Origin of the sequence: Neobacillus vireti, from assembly GCF_036962465.1 — a bacterium.
Lineage (GTDB): Bacteria > Bacillota > Bacilli > Bacillales > Cytobacillaceae > Neobacillus > Neobacillus vireti_B.
In genome coordinates this window covers 5,641-23,481 of sequence record NZ_JBALNF010000030.1, presented here as the reverse complement: position 1 = coordinate 23,481, position 17,841 = coordinate 5,641, and the positions used below count along the sequence as shown (strand labels likewise).

General features: G+C 40.7%; 15 protein-coding genes. 12 read left to right on the top strand and 3 right to left on the bottom strand.

Translation table 11 applies throughout. From position 1 onward, the window contains the following. Positions 1-40: 40 nt before the first annotated feature. Positions 41-949: a homoserine kinase gene (gene thrB, locus V7077_RS13150; protein ID WP_335502201.1), complete on the top strand. Its 909-nt coding sequence runs from the start codon at positions 41-43 to the stop codon at positions 947-949. A 26-nt stretch (positions 950-975) separates the two neighbouring features. Here the strand turns inward: thrB and V7077_RS13145 are convergent, their stop codons facing one another. Beyond that, positions 976-3,522, bottom strand: coding sequence for a putative bifunctional diguanylate cyclase/phosphodiesterase (locus V7077_RS13145; protein ID WP_335502200.1), 2,547 nt, complete (start codon positions 3,520-3,522; stop codon positions 976-978). 65 nt (positions 3,523-3,587) lie between these two features. Then, positions 3,588-3,731: a hypothetical protein gene (locus V7077_RS13140; protein WP_335502198.1), complete on the bottom strand. Its 144-nt coding sequence runs from the start codon at positions 3,729-3,731 to the stop codon at positions 3,588-3,590. Between the two features lie 158 nt (positions 3,732-3,889). Here V7077_RS13140 and V7077_RS13135 point away from each other — a divergent pair, with 158 nt between their 5' ends. From V7077_RS13135 to V7077_RS13085, 11 genes are all read left to right on the top strand, one after another. Next, complete coding sequence (locus tag V7077_RS13135; RefSeq protein WP_335502196.1) at positions 3,890-4,642, top strand: glucose 1-dehydrogenase; 753 nt, start codon at positions 3,890-3,892, stop codon at positions 4,640-4,642. A gap of 106 nt (positions 4,643-4,748) precedes the next feature. After that, the gene (locus V7077_RS13130) at positions 4,749-7,997 is read left to right on the top strand and encodes a BTAD domain-containing putative transcriptional regulator (RefSeq protein WP_335502194.1); all 3,249 of its coding nucleotides are present in this window, start codon (positions 4,749-4,751) and stop codon (positions 7,995-7,997) included. 316 nt (positions 7,998-8,313) lie between these two features. Then, entirely contained in the window at positions 8,314-9,489 is a 1,176-nt protein-coding gene (locus tag V7077_RS13125) for a substrate-binding domain-containing protein (RefSeq protein WP_335502462.1), read from the top strand. 86 nt (positions 9,490-9,575) lie between these two features. After that, positions 9,576-10,349 carry an ABC transporter ATP-binding protein gene (locus V7077_RS13120; RefSeq protein WP_335502192.1) on the top strand — a complete coding sequence of 258 codons (774 nt, stop codon included), beginning with the start codon at positions 9,576-9,578 and terminating at the stop codon, positions 10,347-10,349. Beyond that, on the top strand, positions 10,327-11,034 hold the full coding sequence (locus V7077_RS13115) for an ABC transporter ATP-binding protein (protein WP_335502189.1): 708 nt from the start codon (positions 10,327-10,329) through the stop codon (positions 11,032-11,034). Before V7077_RS13120 ends, V7077_RS13115 begins: the two co-directional genes overlap by 23 nt. Before the next feature lie 16 nt (positions 11,035-11,050). Then, on the top strand, positions 11,051-11,920 hold the full coding sequence (locus V7077_RS13110; protein ID WP_335502187.1) for a branched-chain amino acid ABC transporter permease: 870 nt from the start codon (positions 11,051-11,053) through the stop codon (positions 11,918-11,920). Further along, positions 11,917-12,915, top strand: coding sequence for a branched-chain amino acid ABC transporter permease (locus V7077_RS13105; protein WP_335502185.1), 999 nt, complete (start codon positions 11,917-11,919; stop codon positions 12,913-12,915). The genes V7077_RS13110 and V7077_RS13105 overlap by 4 nt, the downstream gene beginning before the upstream one ends. Before the next feature lie 12 nt (positions 12,916-12,927). Next, positions 12,928-13,107 carry a hypothetical protein gene (locus tag V7077_RS13100; RefSeq protein ID WP_335502183.1) on the top strand — a complete coding sequence of 60 codons (180 nt, stop codon included), beginning with the start codon at positions 12,928-12,930 and terminating at the stop codon, positions 13,105-13,107. A 17-nt stretch (positions 13,108-13,124) separates the two neighbouring features. Then, complete coding sequence (locus V7077_RS13095) at positions 13,125-14,135, top strand: 3-oxoacyl-ACP synthase (protein ID WP_335502181.1); 1,011 nt, start codon at positions 13,125-13,127, stop codon at positions 14,133-14,135. After that, positions 14,135-15,031: an intracellular short-chain-length polyhydroxyalkanoate depolymerase gene (gene phaZ, locus V7077_RS13090; protein WP_335502179.1), complete on the top strand. Its 897-nt coding sequence runs from the start codon at positions 14,135-14,137 to the stop codon at positions 15,029-15,031. The genes V7077_RS13095 and phaZ overlap by 1 nt, the downstream gene beginning before the upstream one ends. A 244-nt stretch (positions 15,032-15,275) precedes the next feature. Beyond that, the gene (locus V7077_RS13085) at positions 15,276-16,775 is read left to right on the top strand and encodes an acyl-CoA synthetase (protein ID WP_335502177.1); all 1,500 of its coding nucleotides are present in this window, start codon (positions 15,276-15,278) and stop codon (positions 16,773-16,775) included. 62 nt (positions 16,776-16,837) lie between these two features. Here V7077_RS13085 and V7077_RS13080 read toward each other — a convergent pair whose 3' ends face one another. Further along, positions 16,838-17,722, bottom strand: coding sequence for a selenium metabolism-associated LysR family transcriptional regulator (locus V7077_RS13080; protein WP_335502174.1), 885 nt, complete (start codon positions 17,720-17,722; stop codon positions 16,838-16,840). Between the last annotated feature and the right edge of the window lie 119 nt (positions 17,723-17,841).

Sequence of the window (17,841 nt, the reverse complement as noted above, 5' to 3'; positions counted from 1 at the left end):
AAGGGCAGTTACAGAACAATTTTCAAGGAGTTGTACACGCATGGCACTTCATGACCGAATGTTGATTAAGGTCCCGGCAAGTACAGCGAATCTAGGACCTGGCTTTGATTCAATGGGCCTAGCGCTTGATTTGTACTTGACCTTAGAAATAGAAAAAAGTAAAGAGTGGCTTTGCTATTCCATTTGTGAGGAGTTAAAGGACTTCCCAACGGGCCAGGACAACTTTATCGTTAAGGTTGCTCTTCAAACAGCAGCCCACTATGGTGTGGAACTCCCTCCATGTAAAATCAAGGTTGAGAGCGATATTCCGTTAGCGAGAGGTCTTGGTTCTAGCGCATCGGCTATTATAGCTGGGATTGAGCTGGCAGATGCTGTTGGCGGTTTACATTTAACCAAACAGGAAAAGCTTTTTCATGCGACAGAATGGGAAGGCCATCCCGATAATGTAGGAGCATCGATTTATGGTGGATTTGTTATTGGCTGTTATAAGGATAATCAGGTCGACATGCTTTCATTTACAAACCTTCCAATTGAAGTGGTTGTCCTGATACCTCAGGAAATCTTATTAACGAAGGCGTCTCGGGATGTCTTGCCTGAAACCTACACCCGCCAGGAAGCAATTGAAGCTTCTTCTACAGCCAACCTATTAGTCGGTGCCTTATTAACTCAGAACTGGGAGCTTGCCGGGAAAATGATGGAAAGTGATCGTTTCCATCAGCCATATCGTAAATCGCTTATTCATGGCTATGATGAAATTGAACAAACGGCTAAAGCCAATGGGGCGTTCGGGACAGCATTAAGTGGAGCCGGACCAACGATGATTTGTTTTACGGAAAAAGGCAGAGCAGAAGGTCTTGTGAAGGCCTTTGAAGCAGGATTTCCTGAAATGACTGCCAGAAAACTATTAATCGATTATATTGGCAGCAGTGTGATAGAATTAGTAAAATAAAAAGGGCAGCTTATGGGCTGTCCTTTTTATTTGGGTGGATTACCTGACTCAAAATCAGCAAGAAACTTCTCAAACTCAGGACTGCTTAAAGGCTTACTAAACAAATACCCTTGCATGAGGACGCAATTCTTTGAAAGTAAAAATTCCTTTTGATACTCTTTTTCAACACCTTCCGCAATAACATCCAAATGAAGGCCCCGGGCCAAACTAATAATTGCTTCAGGTATTTCTGTATTTTCTAAGCTCTCATTAATATTCTGGATAAAGGTTTTGTCAATCTTTAATGTGTTAATGGGAAGATCTTTTATATAACTTAGTGATGAATAGCCTGTCCCAAAGTCATCAATAGAAATGGAGATGCCTTGGTTTTGCAGTGTTTGAAGTGATTGAACAATTTCAGACGAATTATTTAGCAAGATGCTTTCCGTTATTTCAATCTCAAAAAGGTGCGGCGGGAGATTTTTTTCTGCAAGAATTCTCTTAACCGTCTCCAGCATTAGGTCTGGTTCTTGAAATTGCCGGGCTGAAAAGTTAACCGAGACCGATAAAGGCTGCGAATGAGTTTGATTCCATTTACTCACTTGTTTACAGGCCTTTGCCATGACAAGTTCCCAAAGTGGCTGGATAAATCCAGTTTCCTCAGCTATAGGGATAAAAATAACCGGTGAAACATTTCCAAACTCCTCATCTGTCCACCTCACCAAAGCTTCTGCCCCAAAAACTACGCCTGTATCTACTTTAATTTTAGGTTGATAGAACACATCAATCTGTTTATTCTCAATCGCCCTTCGTAGGTGGGCTTCAAGCCGTGGTCGATTAATAGTTGAATGCATCGATTTTTCTGAATAGAAGATGGCCTTATTTCCGCCATTCTTCTTAGCATTGTACATCGCCATATCCGCATAGCTGATCAGTGTATCCATGTTGGTTGTATGCTCAGGGTAGCGGCTAATTCCTATGCTGGCGCCGAGGTAAAATTCATTACCGTCTATCATGTAAGGCCTTTTTAAGGTATCAATTAATCTTTCGGCAGCCGCTTTTGTTTCCTCTTGATCATGGCGGAGGAGAAGGATAATAAATTCATCTCCACCTTGCCTTATTAAGAAACTGTTATCCGAATCAAGACCATTTTTTATCCTCGTGGCAATCATGTTTAAGAGCTCGTCACCCTTGTTATGTCCATAGGAGTCGTTTACTTGTTTAAAACGATCCATGTCAATGAACAAAACAGACACAGATTCACTATTTTGATCAGCCTGACTCATAATGCTGCTCAGCTTTTCTTGTAAAAATCGTCTATTTAATAACCCGGTTAATGGATCGTGATTTGCCTGATATTCTATCAGAGTCTTGCTTTGCTGTAAGTCCTCCACATAGCGATGTAAATCGGTCGACATCGCATTCACATTTTCAGTAAGAAGGCCTAATTCATCTTTTCTGTTTAAGTGCAGGTGCTTCCCGAAGTTTCCCTGAGCAATCTCATTCACTTGTTCAACAATATACCCAATAGGCTCCGTGATGGAACGAGAAAAGATAAAACTGACTATTAGAACGACCAGCATGATAGCAAGCGAAAGGAGAATATGCATAAATAGTTCATGTCGAAGCTCATCCTGAATAAGGCCATAATTATAGACAAGGCCAATAACAAAGGGCTGCCCTGATTTCGGAGACACAGGAACAAAGGTTTTTAAAACACTTTTCTTGTTGAGGGTATCATTGTATGATTGCACTTTCTTTGTCTTGATTGCTTTCTTAATATAGGCGGCATCTGTCGCGATATTGCGGAATTTATAGGAACCATACCAAATCGGTCTAGCTGAAATGCGAATATAACTATTTCCGTTTAGGTGAACCACTTCACTCTTTTTCCCAAAGTTCTTGGGATTAAAGACGGATATTTCTAAAATGCCTCGTTCCTTTGTGTAACCTTCGATGATTTTCCCAGGACCAAATCGTTGCTCAAACTCTAAAACTTCGTTATCCCGAAAATAAGGGTTGATGATATAATTCGTTGTCCCGTCATAATAATAGCCCCATTTATCAATATGATCAGGATCGGATGAAGCTATTTCAATTGGGCCCGACCAATAGTGAGGAAGCGTTAACCCTTTTCCGACATTGACAGGTTTTAATGCCAACAATTGTTGATAGGCGTCATACCAATAACCCCACCCTTTTGTCGACATATTGATTTCCTGAGGATCTGATGATCGGACCCCGATAATATCGTCCGGAGTTTTCGCTAATAAGGTGATGTGAGATACCCGGACCTCACCCGCTAGTTTTTTTAATTGATTGTTGGAAATTTCCTGATAAGTTGGAGGAAGAGATTGTTTGATAGCCAGGGATGCAATTCTCAAGTCTCTACCTAGAATATTCTCTACATATAATGAACCTTCTCTAGTCTTTTCCACCTGGAACGACACTTCATGGGTAATGACAGAGATTTCCCGTTTGTTATATTCCAGCAGCTGGTTTTTTGACCAAAAATAATGAAAGGTATTATTCGCAAGTAATATAAACAAAACGAGCAGAAAGAAGATTAACGGCAGCTTTTTCTTAATGGACAATGATGCAACACTCCAATAACTGACTTATAAAAGGATAATGACAAACTTGTGCTTAGATGCAGCAGTTACCCTTTTATCCCATGCAGCCATTCCCGGTAGCATTCATCACACAGAGCTTCATCTCTTTCTTGATTCATAGAAACAAAGGGTACATAGTGTAATTGTCTTTCCTCAATATCCTCTGTACAATAAAAACATTTTTCAGCCATAATCGAGTCTCCTTTCATATCATTTCTATTTTGTAGTTTTTTCCGGTTTAGAGGTTTTATTACTTGGGAAAATCATCCATTATATATTCAAAAACTTTGTGTCTATATTTCTGACTATGCTATAAAGAAAGTTAGAGCTTAATAAGGAGGTAAATTTAGTGGATTATCTGAATAAAGTTGTCGTGATAACTGGTGCAGCGAAAGGAATTGGCCGAGGAGTAGCCGAAGCCTATTCCATAAAAGGGGCAAAAGTCGTTATAGCTGATGCAGATTCTGAAGCAGGTGAACAAACCATGACAGAAATTAGAAAGCAGGGGGGAGAGGCTCTTTATCTCAAAACAGATGTTAGAAGTGAGACGGACATTATTCGATTGATTGAGGTTGCCATACAGACATTTGGCCGAATTGACATCCTAATCAATAATGCTGGAAAAGGTGTATTCAAATCACCCTATGATTTAACCATTGAGGAGTGGGACGATTGTTTGAACACCAATTTACGCAGTGTTTTCCTTTGCTCACGTGAAGCAGCAAAATATATGAGGAAAAACCAAACTGGAGGTGCAATTGTGAACATCGCATCCACCCGTGCCTTAATGTCAGAGCCTAACTCCGAGGCATATGGGGCTTCAAAGGGCGGAATTGTTGCAATTACACATGCACTGGCTGCCTCTTTTAGTCAAGATCGGATAACGGTAAATGCCATTTCTCCAGGCTGGATCCATAATGGTGATGAGGCTGACCTTTCGGATGCTGACCATGAGCAGCATTTATCAAAACGAGTCGGAAAACCAAGCGATATTGCAAAGGCATGCCTCTATTTAACGAATCCTACTAATGATTTTGTAACTGGCATTAATTTGGTCGTTGATGGAGGAATGACCAGAAAAATGATTTATGTAGAGGAATAACAACACCTCCTACAGCACGCATTCTAAAAGGGTTTCCCCTGCTTGTTCTAAATATGGTAAAATAGTGTAAATAGTTTAAATAGTAAGAAAAAAGGGAGGGGCAAAGATGAAGCTGCCGATTATTAAATCAAAGCTAAGTATTCCTGTTGTTAAGGATGATTTTATTAGGAGGGCGCAGCTTACCCAGAAGCTGCAAAGGATTCCGGAATATTCCTTGACTCTCCTTCATTCCGGCGCTGGTTTTGGTAAGAGTACGGCACTTGCACTGTTTTTGAGGGATGAAAGGCTTCCTGGATGCTGGTACTCCATTTCATCCTTAGATGACGACATCCTAACCTTCCTATCCTATCTGATTCAAACGATCCGCCAGGAAGATCCATCTTTTGGAACAGCGTTATCAGTCTACATGGACAAAATGAACCATTATATTCGTGAAGAGGAACTGAGTATTTTATGTTCCCTTTTTATTAACGAAATAATTGAGTCCAAGGCCGAGATTACGCTTATTCTGGATGATTTCCACCAAATTGAACATTCTTATACGATTAATAGCTGGATGGAAAAACTGATCGAGCATATCCCAGCTAATTTACATATGGTTATTTCGAGCCGCCGCCGTCCTAACTGGAGGTGTTTAACCAAAATGAAGGTGTGCGGTCAATTACTTGAAATAACAAGGGAAGATTTAGTTTTAACGATGGAAGAAATGGAATTACTGTTGACGGACCTCTATGGATTAAAGATGGAGGCAGAGTACCTGCAGTCCATTTATGAAATAACAGAGGGCTGGATCATTGCCCTTTGCATGATTGCCACGCAAATACCATTACAAAACGACAAACCTAAGATTTTTAAACATTCCTCTCAATCTCTCCAAGATTTTTTTCAGTATTTAGTCATGGAAGTCTTTTCGAAACAGCCGCCTATGATTCAACAATTTCTCGAGCAAACTTCCATTTTTGAGGAAATAGAGAAAGAAATGTGTGATGAAGTGATGGGAATAAACGGATCCTTAAATTTACTAGAGCAGCTGAAAGACCGCAATTTATTTATCCAGAAGATTGGGCGAACCCATTATCGTTACCATGCCTTATTCAAAGAATTCCTTGAAGAGATTTTTCAAAAAAATAATCTAACTGCTTATATGAGTCTTCACGAACGCTGTGCCCGTTATTATGAGCGTAAACAACAACCGGAGAAGGCGCTTCATCACTATAAAAAAATAAATTACCACAAGGCAATCTGCTCCATTTTACAAGAAAATGGTCTGCGGATGCTCGAAAGTGGAAAATTGGAAAGCTTGTACGATCATTTAATCCTCCTGTCAGAAACGGAAATGGAGCTTTATTATTTTCTCTATTATTTAAAAGCGGAAATTCATCGCTATCGCTCACATTACCAAGAGGCCCAGCAATGTTACGATAAGGCGTTTAATGGTGCGGAAAAAATGCAAGACCATCTTGGAATGAGCTTAGCGTTAGAGGGAAAAGCAAAGATATTCCTGGATACCATCCAACCACATCAGGCAGAAAACCTTTTATATGAGGCAATTTTTCATCGGGAAAAAACGTTAGGAGATGATGTTGAAAAAGGGAAATTATATCAATTGTTATCCGAGAATCTACTAAACTCTGGAAAGGCATCTGAGGCGGAGAGCTGGATTCAAAAAGCTAAGGAAGCAAAACTGTCTCAACCAGATGGGAACTTAGAAGCTAGATTATACTTAAGAACGGGCCGTTTTGAGGCTGCAAGGAAGGTTCTTTTCCTGAAAAAAGATGAATTAAAGGATTCAACGATCCATACACTGCCGCAATCGCACCGCGAAACCGATTTATTACTCGCTTTAATCGAAGCCTTTATGGGAGAAGGTTTAAAAGCAAAGGAACTTGCCCAAGCAGGGATCCAGCAGGGAATTAGCTATAAATCCGCTTATGTAGAAGCATGCGGTTGGATTCGCATGGGTCATGCCGTACAAATATTGAATAAGTATGAATCGAGTTTAGCGGAAAGCTGTTATCAAACAGCATTAGAAATTATGGAACAAATCCATGTTGATCGAGGGAAAGCAGAACCGCTTATGGGCTTGTGTATTTTATATGGGACAAGGGGAGAACTGGAACGGGCATTAGAGGCCGGCAAGAATGCACTAATGGAGACTGAAAAAGTTCATGATGTGTGGCTTTCATCGCTTATAACACTTGGTATGGGCATTACCTGCATATATAATGAGCGGGTTCCTAAGGCCCATGATTTTTTAATAAAAGCTGATGCCCTCTTTGGACAATGTGAGGATGGCTATGGACAAATGTTAGGGAAGTTCTGGCTTGCCTATGTTTATTACCTTGAAAAACAGCAAGGGTTGTTTAAAGAAGCAATAAATGCCTTTTTAAATTTGGTGCAAATCTACGAATATGAGTTCTTTTTTCACAAACGGACTGTATTTGGCCCAAGAGATTTGCAAATATATGTGCCATTGCTCAATGAATGTTTGAAAGAAGAGATTCAGCCAGCCTATGTCAAAAAGATTCTCCAGGATATGGGGATAACTGCTCATGATTCACATCCGGGGTATTCCATCAGAGTTCAAACCTTGGGACATTTCAAGTTATGGCTTGGTGAAAAAGAGGTGGGCGACAAAGAATGGCAAAGAGAAAAGGCTAAGGAGCTTTTTCAATTATTCATTACGGTGAGTGAATTCATAGCCAAGGATGAAATTATTGCGCTCCTTTGGCCTAATCAAGAGAAAAAAAACGCAGACCGCGATTTTAAAGTGGCTCTTAATTGTCTCCATCATGTGCTTGAACCCCACCGTAAGCCCCGTGAAGCTCCCTTTTTCATCATTAGGGAAGGGATGTTTTATGGATTAAACCCTTATGCAGTTATTGAAATGGATAACACTCCATTTAAGGAATTCATTGAAGCTGGACTTGAAGAAACCAAATTGGATCAGGCTATTCCTTTCCTAGAAAGAGGATTATCCTTATATCATGGTGATTATCTCCCAGATCGTCGTTATGATGATTGGTGTATTAGTAAAAGAGAGAGCATGGCTGTTTATTTTTTACGGGGGGCGGAGAAAATGGCGCAGTTAATGGTCCGCTCTGAAAAATATGATGCTGCAATTAATTGGTGTGAAAAAATCTTGGAACGCGACCGAACTTGGGAAGAGGCCTACCGCTTATTAATGTATTGTTATTATCGAAAAAATAACCGCCCGCAAGCGATGAGGTGGTATCAAAGATGTAAAAAGGTTCTTGAGGAAGAACTCGGAGTTACCCCTTTGGAACCGACCAGGCATATGTATCAAATGATTATTGAATCTGAAGGAATTTTAAATTCGATAGAACAGCCTTAAGACTAGGGCTGTTTTTTTTTGCGTTCAGCCCCTGTTCAAGGCGCTTCCGCTTTTCTTGTTGTCCAGCTCCAGCGCCTAGCCCCTCGAAGGTCTACAGCCAAGCCGTCCAAAAGGTCAAAAAGCACCTTTCGGCCGGCTTGTCTTATGCTTGTCGGGGCTGTTCAAGGCGCTTCCGCTTTTCTTGTTTGTAACTCTTTTGTAACTACTCTCTCCTATCATAGATTTAAAGCTTAACAAGTTGTTGAAAACATATTAAGGGGGAAATAGAGTGAAGGGGTATAAGGGGAAATGGGGACTAGCAGGCTTACTTATTATTATGGTGATTTTTGCGAGCGCTTGCAGCTTGGACAAAACATCATCGGGGGGCACAAGCACAGATAAAAAGGAACCAATTAAAATTGGTGTCCTTGCCTCCAAAACAGGCGCTCTTGAAGCATATGGAAAACAAACATTAAGAGGTTTTGAGCTTGGCCTAGATTATGCCACAGATGGTAAACGTGAAGTGGCCGGCCGAAAGATTGAGTTTATTGTTGAAGATACAGAAACAAAGCCGGAGGTCGCTGTTCAAAAAGCTACCAAGCTATTAGAAGAAGATAAAGTCGACTTCCTAGTCGGATCATCTAGCTCAGCTGATACGTTAGCTGTTTTACCTCTAGCAGAAGAATATCAAAAAGTAATGGTAGTTGAACCGGCTGCTGCTGATAGTATTACCGGTTCGGAGTTTAATAAATATATTTTCCATTCCGCTCGTAACTCCTCACAAGATGCTGTTGCTGGTGCAGCGGCAATTGCTAAAAAAGGAGTAAAGATTGCTACTCTGGCACCTGATTATTCTTTTGGCCGTGATGGCGTGGCAGCCTTTAAAGAGGCAGCGAAAAAGCTCGGAGCTGAAATTGTAAAAGAAGAATATGCAGATCCTGCCGCGACAGACTTTACTTCCAATATTCAAAAAATCATTGATGCTAAGCCTGATTATTTATTTGTCGTCTGGGCCGGAGCAAACTCTCCATGGAAGCAGCTTTCCGACATGAAGGTTCAAGAAAAAGGCATTAAGATTTCAACTGGTGCACCTGATATTGCTGCTCTCTCCACAATGGAGCCGCTGATTGGGATGGAGGGCTTTACCGTTTACTACCATGACCTGCCAAAAAACAAAATTAACGACTGGCTTGTTGCTGAACATAAAAAGCGGTTTGACGGAGACGTACCTGATTTATTTACACCTGGCGGCATGAGTGCAGCGATTTCGATTGTTGAGGCATTGAAAAAGACCAATGGGAACGCCGATGCTGACAAATTAATCACAACAATGGAAGGGATGAGCTTTGAGACACCAAAAGGGAAAATGACCTACCGAAAAGAAGACCACCAGGCCCTGCAATCGTTGTATGCCATTAAACTGGAAAAGAAAGATGGTGTTCCATACCCAGTTCCAGTTCTGATTCGAGAGCTAACTCCTGAGGAAACAGCCCCACCAATCCGGAATAAGTAAAATTTAAAAAACAGGAGGGTTCGACCTAGTTATACCAGGTCACCCTCTTACCTTTTTCTAACGCTAAAAAATCAGGTGGTGAAAGTGTGTCAACTCTTATTGAAACGAGAGATTTATCAATTACCTTTGGCGGTCATACCGCAGTAGATTCTGTCAGCATTGCCGTCCCCGAAAAACATTTTAAATCGATTATTGGACCAAATGGGGCCGGAAAAACAACCTTTTTTAATCTTCTCAGCGGCCAATTAACTCCAACAAACGGAAAAATCTATTATCGAGGAAAAGATATTACCAAATTCTCTACGACACTACGGACGCGGACAGGGATTGGACGTTCCTTTCAAATTACCAATGTCTTTCCGAATCTAACCGTACTAGAAAATGTCAGGCTGGCTGTTCAATCACAAGCTGGAGTTCGTTACCAGATGCTGTTTCATCATAAAAAATACCGGGTGTTTGAAGAAAAGGCGTTGGAATGGCTAAATCTGGTCCTCCTAGATGATAAAAAGAATTCGCTTGCCATCAACCTGGCTCATGGTGAGAAACGGAAGCTTGAAATTGCCATGCTGCTGGCACTTGAAACAGAGGTCCTCTTACTCGATGAACCCACAGCCGGCATGTCGTTAGAGGAAGTACCTGCTATTTTAGAAGTAATCAAAAGAATAAAGAATGAAGGCAACCGGACCATACTCCTCATCGAACACAAAATGGATATGATCTTAGATTTATCGGATTCCGTAATGGTTTTATTTAACGGAGGGCTGCTTGCCGATGGCACCCCTGAAGAAATTATGAAAAATGAAACGGTTCAGTCTGCTTATTTAGGAGGTTATTTGGATGAACGGCCTGTTGAAGCTTGATCAAGTAGAGACACATATTGGTCAATATCATATTCTTCAAGGGATCTCCTTCGAGGTAAAGAAAGGCGAAGTTACAGTTCTGCTTGGAAGAAATGGGGCTGGAAAAACAACCACTTTACGCACGATTATGGGATTAAATCCTGCATCTAAAGGCAGCGTTACCTTTAAGGGAGAACAAATACAAGCCTTGCCAACCTATACGATTGCTAAAAAGGGGATCGGGTATGTCCCGGAAGATCAGGGAATCTTTGCGGGGTTAACGGTAGAAGAAAATATGAAAGTGGCCATTCAAAAAGAAAATGAGGAAACTGCAAAACGCATGGATTGGATTCTAGAATTGTTTCCGGACTTAAAGAAGTTTTGGAAAAAAACCGGCGGCTATTTAAGCGGCGGACAGAAACAAATGTTATCGATTGCCAGGGCCTATATAAATGAAAATGAATTGTTGTTAATTGATGAGCCAAGCAAGGGATTGGCACCCATTGTTGTTGAGAAAGTAATGGAGTCGATTTTACAAATGAAGAATCAAACAACCATCGTCTTAGTGGAGCAGAATTTTATGATGGCGAGCACAATTGGTGACCGTTTTTACATTATTGATGATGGGCGGACAGTAAATCATGGCACCATGAAGCAATTAAAAGAAGATGAAGAAATGAAACGAAAATATCTAGGCATCGCTTAGAAAGGAGGACCGTCAAATGGACTTAATCATCAATTTAACCTTAAATGGCCTGGCAACGGGAATGCTGATTTTTTTACTGGCAGCGGGGCTCACGCTGATTTTCGGTTTGATGGATGTGCTGAATTTTGCCCATGGCGGGCTGTTTGCCTGGGGAGCCTACAGTGGCCTGTGGATTTATCAGCAAACGGGCAGCTTTATCATTGGCATTGCCGGGGCAATTATAACAGGCTGTTTGCTTGGGATCATCACCGAGAAATGGATCATTAAACCCGTTTATGGTAATCACGTGCAGCAAATTTTAATTACTCTGGGCCTTATGCTTGTTTTATCGGAAATGTTAAAGGTTATTTGGGGTCCCAATCAAATAACCGCTTCTCCTCCTGATTATTTAAAGGGCAGCTGGGAACTGGGCGGGGTCATTGTAATTAAATACAGAATCTTTATCATTTTGGTCGGCCTGATCATTTTTTCCGCCGTACAATTTATTCTGAAGAAGACAAAGATTGGTCTTGTTGTCCGGGCCGGTGTTATGAATAAAGAAATGGTTCAAGCACTCGGGATTAATATTCAAAAGGTCTTTATGTTGGTGTTTATGATTGGTGCAGGTATGGCCGCACTTGGCGGTGTACTGCTCGGCCCCTATTCAGGTGTGATTCATGCCGGAATGGGAATGGAATTTGCCATTTTAGCGTTTATTGTCGTTGTGATAGGGGGCATGGGGAATTTTAAGGGTTCCGTCTTAGCGGCTATTTTAGTAGGATTATCCGGATCATTTATGGCGTACTTTGTCCCGGATTTATCACTTGCAGTCAATATGCTTCTAATGGCAGTCGTATTAATTATTCGGCCTCAGGGCTTATTTGGTGCGGGAGGGATGAGAGGATGAGATTAATCCAAGGAAATAAAATGACCGCTTTTATTTTAGTCATCTCAGCCTTTCTTATCCTGCTTCCATTTGTTTATGAGTCCAGAAATCTATTCATCTTATTAACGCAAATATTTGTTTTTGCTATATTTGCGATGAGTTACGATTTGTTAATTGGTTTTACTGGGATTGTTTCGTTTGGTCATGCAATGTTTTTTGGAATTGGCGCCTATTCAATGGGGATTTTTATGAAAAAATTCGAACCGACGATGCCTTACTTTTTCTTGGCGGTTTTGGCGACGATTGTTCTTACCGGATTGGTAAGCTTTATTGTCGGTCTGTTGACACTCCGTCTAAAAAGTCATTTCTATGCCATGTTAACCCTTTCACTTTCGGGACTATTTTTAGTACTGGCGGAAAAATGGCGGTCGATGACATTTGGAAACGATGGATTTACCTTCCGCGTTCCAGAATTTTTGATCGACCGGACTCATTTTTATTGGCTCAGCCTTTGTCTTATGGTGGCTATCTTTTTCTTCTTAAAACGGTTTACCAATTCTCCGCTTGGCCGAGTGCTCCAAGCTATCAGGGAGAACGAACAACGAACCGAGTCACTCGGGTTTCAAGTACTGCATTATAAAATTGCGGCGAGTGTCGTTTCTGGGGTGATCGCTGGGGTAGCGGGGATTTTATATGCCATTTCGCTAAGATATGTGAATACGAGTGTGTTTTCTATGGATATTACGTTAGACGCCTTGTTAATGACGATTATTGGCGGGGTTGGAACATTAGTCGGGGCCATTATTGGAGCCGGGTTAATTGAATTTGCCCATGACTGGCTGACGGAACTTGCCAAGGAACATGTCATCTTTGAACGCTGGATTATTTTCTTCGGGATTATTTATATCTTAGTTGTGATGTTTTTTCCAAAAGGAATTGTCGGGACGATAAACACCTATACGTGGAAACGAAAAAAACAGACTGCTGTAAAAAGTAAAGAAAAAGTGGCAGGATAGAGGGAGGAACTAATGGATAATAATCAAATTGCTTCCTTCGTCGTCCGGTTTCAATTAGCAGCGGTTGAAAAAGACACTGCAAAAAAACAGTGGCGAATCAAAGTTACACATGTCCAACTGGAAAGGGAGACATTATTTGAAAATATGGAGGAAGCAATGGACTATATGAAGGAAATGGCGGAACAAGCGTAAGTTTAGGAGGTGCAACATTGAATATTGGGATTCTGAGTACAGGAATCTATCTGCCGAAGGAATATGTGACGGGGAAGCAGATTGCCCAAATGGCAGGTATCCCTCTGCATATTGTGGAAGAAAAAATGGGGATAAAGAAAAAGTATGTTCCAGGAGCACATGACCATACCTGTGAAATGGGGATTATCGCTGCCAAACAGGCGATAGCAAAAGCAGGGATTAATCCCATGGATATTGACCTTGTCATTTATATCGGCGAGGAGCATAAGGAATATCCGCTTTGGACAGCGGGAATCAAGCTTCAGCAAGAAGTTGGGGCACTAAATGCCTGGGCATTTGATGCGGCATTAAGGTGCGGTACGACCGTTATGGCTTTAAAATTGGCCAAAAGTCTGATGATTGCCGATTCCGGAATTCAGACTGTCTTGCTTGCAGGCGGTTATCGGAACGTCGATTTTATTGATTATCAGAATCCTAGAACTCGTTTTATGTATAATCTGGGTGCCGGTGGTGGAGCCATTCTTTTGAAAAAGGATCATAGTGAAAATGTTTTGCTAGAAACAGAGCTGATTACGGATGGTTCATTTTCCGAGGATGTTGTAGTTGTATCAGGAGGAACAAAGAACCCGATAACGAAGGAGGCGCTTGAACAGCGGCTTAATAGGCTCGATGTTCTCGATCCAGAGGGAATGAAGATTCGTCTCGAACAAAAGTCAATGGCTAACTTTTTGAAGGTGATTAGGGAATCTGTACGGAAAAGCGGTTATCAGGTGAGTGATATTGCTTATTTAGCGATACTTCACATGAAAAAGTCAGCCCATGAATATGTTTTAAGAGACCTGGGGTTGTCTCCTGAACAATCTATTTATCTTGAAGATTATGGGCATATCGGCCAGATCGATCAGATTTTGTCATTGGAGCTTGCCCAGAAGGAAGGGAAAGTAAGGGAAGGAGACGTTGTTGTGCTGGTAAGTGCCGGCATCGGTTATGCCTGGGGAGCAACGACGATTAAATGGGGAAAAGGGTGATGGAAGTGGTGAACGTAACGATGAAAGAAGTTCATTTATCGAATGGTGAGACACTTGCCTACAGAGAAAGAGAGGGAGGGGAACACAAAGTATTATTAGTTCATGGCAATATGACCTCGTCGAAGCACTGGGATTTAGTTTATGAAAATATCGATGCCAAATATAAGCTTTATGCCGTTGATTTACGAGGTTTTGGCCGGTCATCCTATAATAATCTAATTACGTCAATTAAAGACTTTTCCGATGATGTCAAGTTATTCGTTGATGCGATAGGCTTAAAGGACTTTGCCATTGTGGGCTGGTCAACAGGCGGGGCAGTGTCGATGCAATTTGTTGCTGATTACCCGGGCTACTGTAACAAACTGATTTTATTAGCATCCGAATCAACACGAGGCTACCCTTTTGACGGAAAATTGCATGAAAATGATGAACCGCGCCGGTTTGCATTACATGAAGAAATCAAAAAGGATGTAACCAAAACGATTCCAGTGCAGACGGCATATGATACGAATAATACGGAATTATTAAGGTTCATTTGGAATGCGGTGATTTATACTCACAATCAACCGTCTCCGGAACTTTATGAAGAGTATCTGCAGGATATGAGAACGCAGCGGAATTTAGCTGAGGTTCATCATTCCAATAATACGTTTAATATCAGCCATCATCACAACGGACTAGTTGAAGGCAATGGGAAAGTGGATAACATTAATGTCCCTGTCCTGGTTTTGCGGGGAGAACGGGATTATGTGGTAACAGCGGAAATGACTAATGAAATTCTAGAGGATTTAGGTAGTAAGGCAAGGTTTATCGAATTAAAGAATTGCGGGCATTCTCCGCTGGTAGATGATTTGCCGCAGTTATTATCAGCCATAACACAATTTTTGAATGAATAGTTTAGAAGATGTTAGATCAAGGTTACGGCCCTATTTGGGTCGTTTTTTTGTATTTGTTAATATCTTTAAGCAATTTGTTAATATAGCTAAAAATTTGTTAATATCCACCGAAAAATTGTTAATAAAATCAATATTTTGTTAATATCCACTGAAAATTTGTTAATAAAACCATTCTGTAACTCCGATGTAACCAAAAACCGTTAAAATTAAGCTATCTTATTTAGTTGAGAAGGAGCGATTGTTCGTGAGCTGGGAAATGGATTGGCTGGAACATAGAGCAAGAATAACCCCTAGTAAGATTGCCATTATTGATGAAGACAGTAACAAAACCTGGACCTATTCACAACTAAATTATCGTGCATGTGGGACGGCAAACTGGCTTTATGCCCGGGGCATACGAAAAGGCGATCGGATTGCCTTGTTATCCCCTAATCATATTAGCTATTTCGATTTATTATTTGCCTGCGCCAAAATCGGCGCGATTTTGGTACCGTTGAATTGGCGTTTATCCCCGCTTGAATTAAGGGAAATCTTAGCGGACTGTACGCCTGTTTTAATAGGGATCCATCAACATTTCGAAACGCTTGATCCGCAATTAACGAGCGATGGTTTAAGCTCCTTTTTAGTAGGAGAGGCGAGCTATGAAAAACTAGTCTCTTATTCTATCCATACAGTTTCAAAAGAATCGATTTCCGAAACAGACCCACTAGCAATGATCTATACGGGCGGAACGACCGGTAAACCAAAAGGTGTCGTATTAAGTCATCAATCCATCTTCTGGAATGCCCTTAACACCATTATCAGCTGGGGTTTATCAATGGAAGACACAACGATTAACTATTTGCCAATGTTTCATACTGGAGGCTTAAATGCCTTGAGCATTCCGATTTTGCTGGGGGGAGGAACCGTTGTCATCGGAGACCATTTTTCTGGGGAAAAAGCTGTCGGATCTCTACAACAGTATCGATGTACGATTGTCCTCCTCGTCCCGACCATGTACCATACGATGATACAAACAAGAGAGTTCGAAGAGAGCACATTTCCTGATATGAAGGTCTTTTTATCCGGAGCAGCCCCTTGTCCGCTCCAAATTTATGAAGCTTTTTACAAAAAAAGAATAGCCTTTAAAGAAGGGTACGGGTTGACGGAAGCAGGACCGAATAATTTTTATATTAGCCCCGAGGATGCAAAAATTAAGCGGGGTTCTGTTGGTAAGCCAATGTTATTTAATTCAGTCAAATTGGTCAAAGAGGATGGTTCTGAAACAAAGGCTAACGAAGTTGGAGAAATCTTAATTAGTGGCAAACATTCTTATTCGTCTTATTGGAATCAAGAAACTGCTACCCAGGAAACCGTTAAGGAAGGATGGATTCACACCGGTGATTTAGCCAAACAGGATGAGGATGGTTATTTTTATATTGTTGGCCGGAAAAAGGATATGATCATTACCGGAGGAGAAAATGTGTATCCACTCGAAATAGAACATTGGCTTACCGCTCATCCTGCAATTAATGAAGCAGCTGTCATCGGGCTCCCTGATGACCAATGGGGTGAGATTGTAACAGCCTTCATTTCATTACTAAAACCTTTTACATTGGAAGACGACGAAATAAAAGATTATTGTGAGCCGAAATTGGGCCGTTATAAGATTCCTAAACAATTTATTCGTTTGGAGGAACTGCCTAAAACCCACGTTGGAAAAATTGATAAGAAAAAATTAAAAGAAATAGGAATCAATAGATAAAAGGGAGAACCAATGCGTTCTCCCTTGCCTTATTTTGAAGAAATATCCAACTGTATCAAAGCCTATACTAATTCAGGTGCACTTTCAATAAATAATTTAGAAACAATGGATTGGGTTTTGTTAATGTTATAAACAAGGTAAAAATATCGTTCGTCATCAAAATTCTGGATGTTATACATCTTAAGCCTGTTATGGCGGGAATATTCCCGCGCTGCTACCTCTGAAATGATGGAAATACCCACATTTTCAATCACTAACTGTATTAAACTCTGCCCATCTTCAATATAGGAAACGATATTTAACTGGTCCTTGGTAATTTTATTTTTTTTCAAAAATCGTTCTAATAAAGCATTCGTTCCTGAATCCGAATTCCGCATGATAAACGGATAGGATAAGATTTCTTTTATGTTTACTGGTTCCGTTAACCTTATTTCATTAGAGGAAGCAAGAACAAGTTTTTCTTTTAATAAGGGAATATAGTGCAACTTATCATTTTCGAATTTCTGACCTAACACCCCCAAGTCTACAGAACCATTTAGAACCTTCTCGGCAACATGTTTTGAGGAAGATTGGTTGATATGAAAGATAACCTCTGGATATTGCTCCCTAAATTGTTTAATCATCCTTGGAACCATAAACTGCCCTGGAACCGAACTAGTTGCGATTCGAATCATTCCTCGAAGTGTGGTCATTCCTTCCTTTAAATCAAGTAATGCCTGATCTTTAATAAGCAAAAGCTGAAGGGCCCAATGATACAATCGTTCCCCATGTGGTGTAAGGATACTTTCCCGTCCCACCCGGTCAAATAATCTCACTCCCAGCATTTTCTCGAGTCCTTGTATATGGGAACTGACGGTTGATTGACTTAAGAAAATATCCTCCGCAGCTTTGGAAAAACTTTTATGCTCAACAACCTTTGTAAATACATAGAGTTGGTGCAAATCCATTACATCTTCTCCTTAATTGATAGAATAGATGGCTAATAATAGATGATCTAGATAGTTAATAGCTTATCATATATGTACATTTAAGAGAAAATTTGGTCTATTATTTTGGCTGTGTTAAT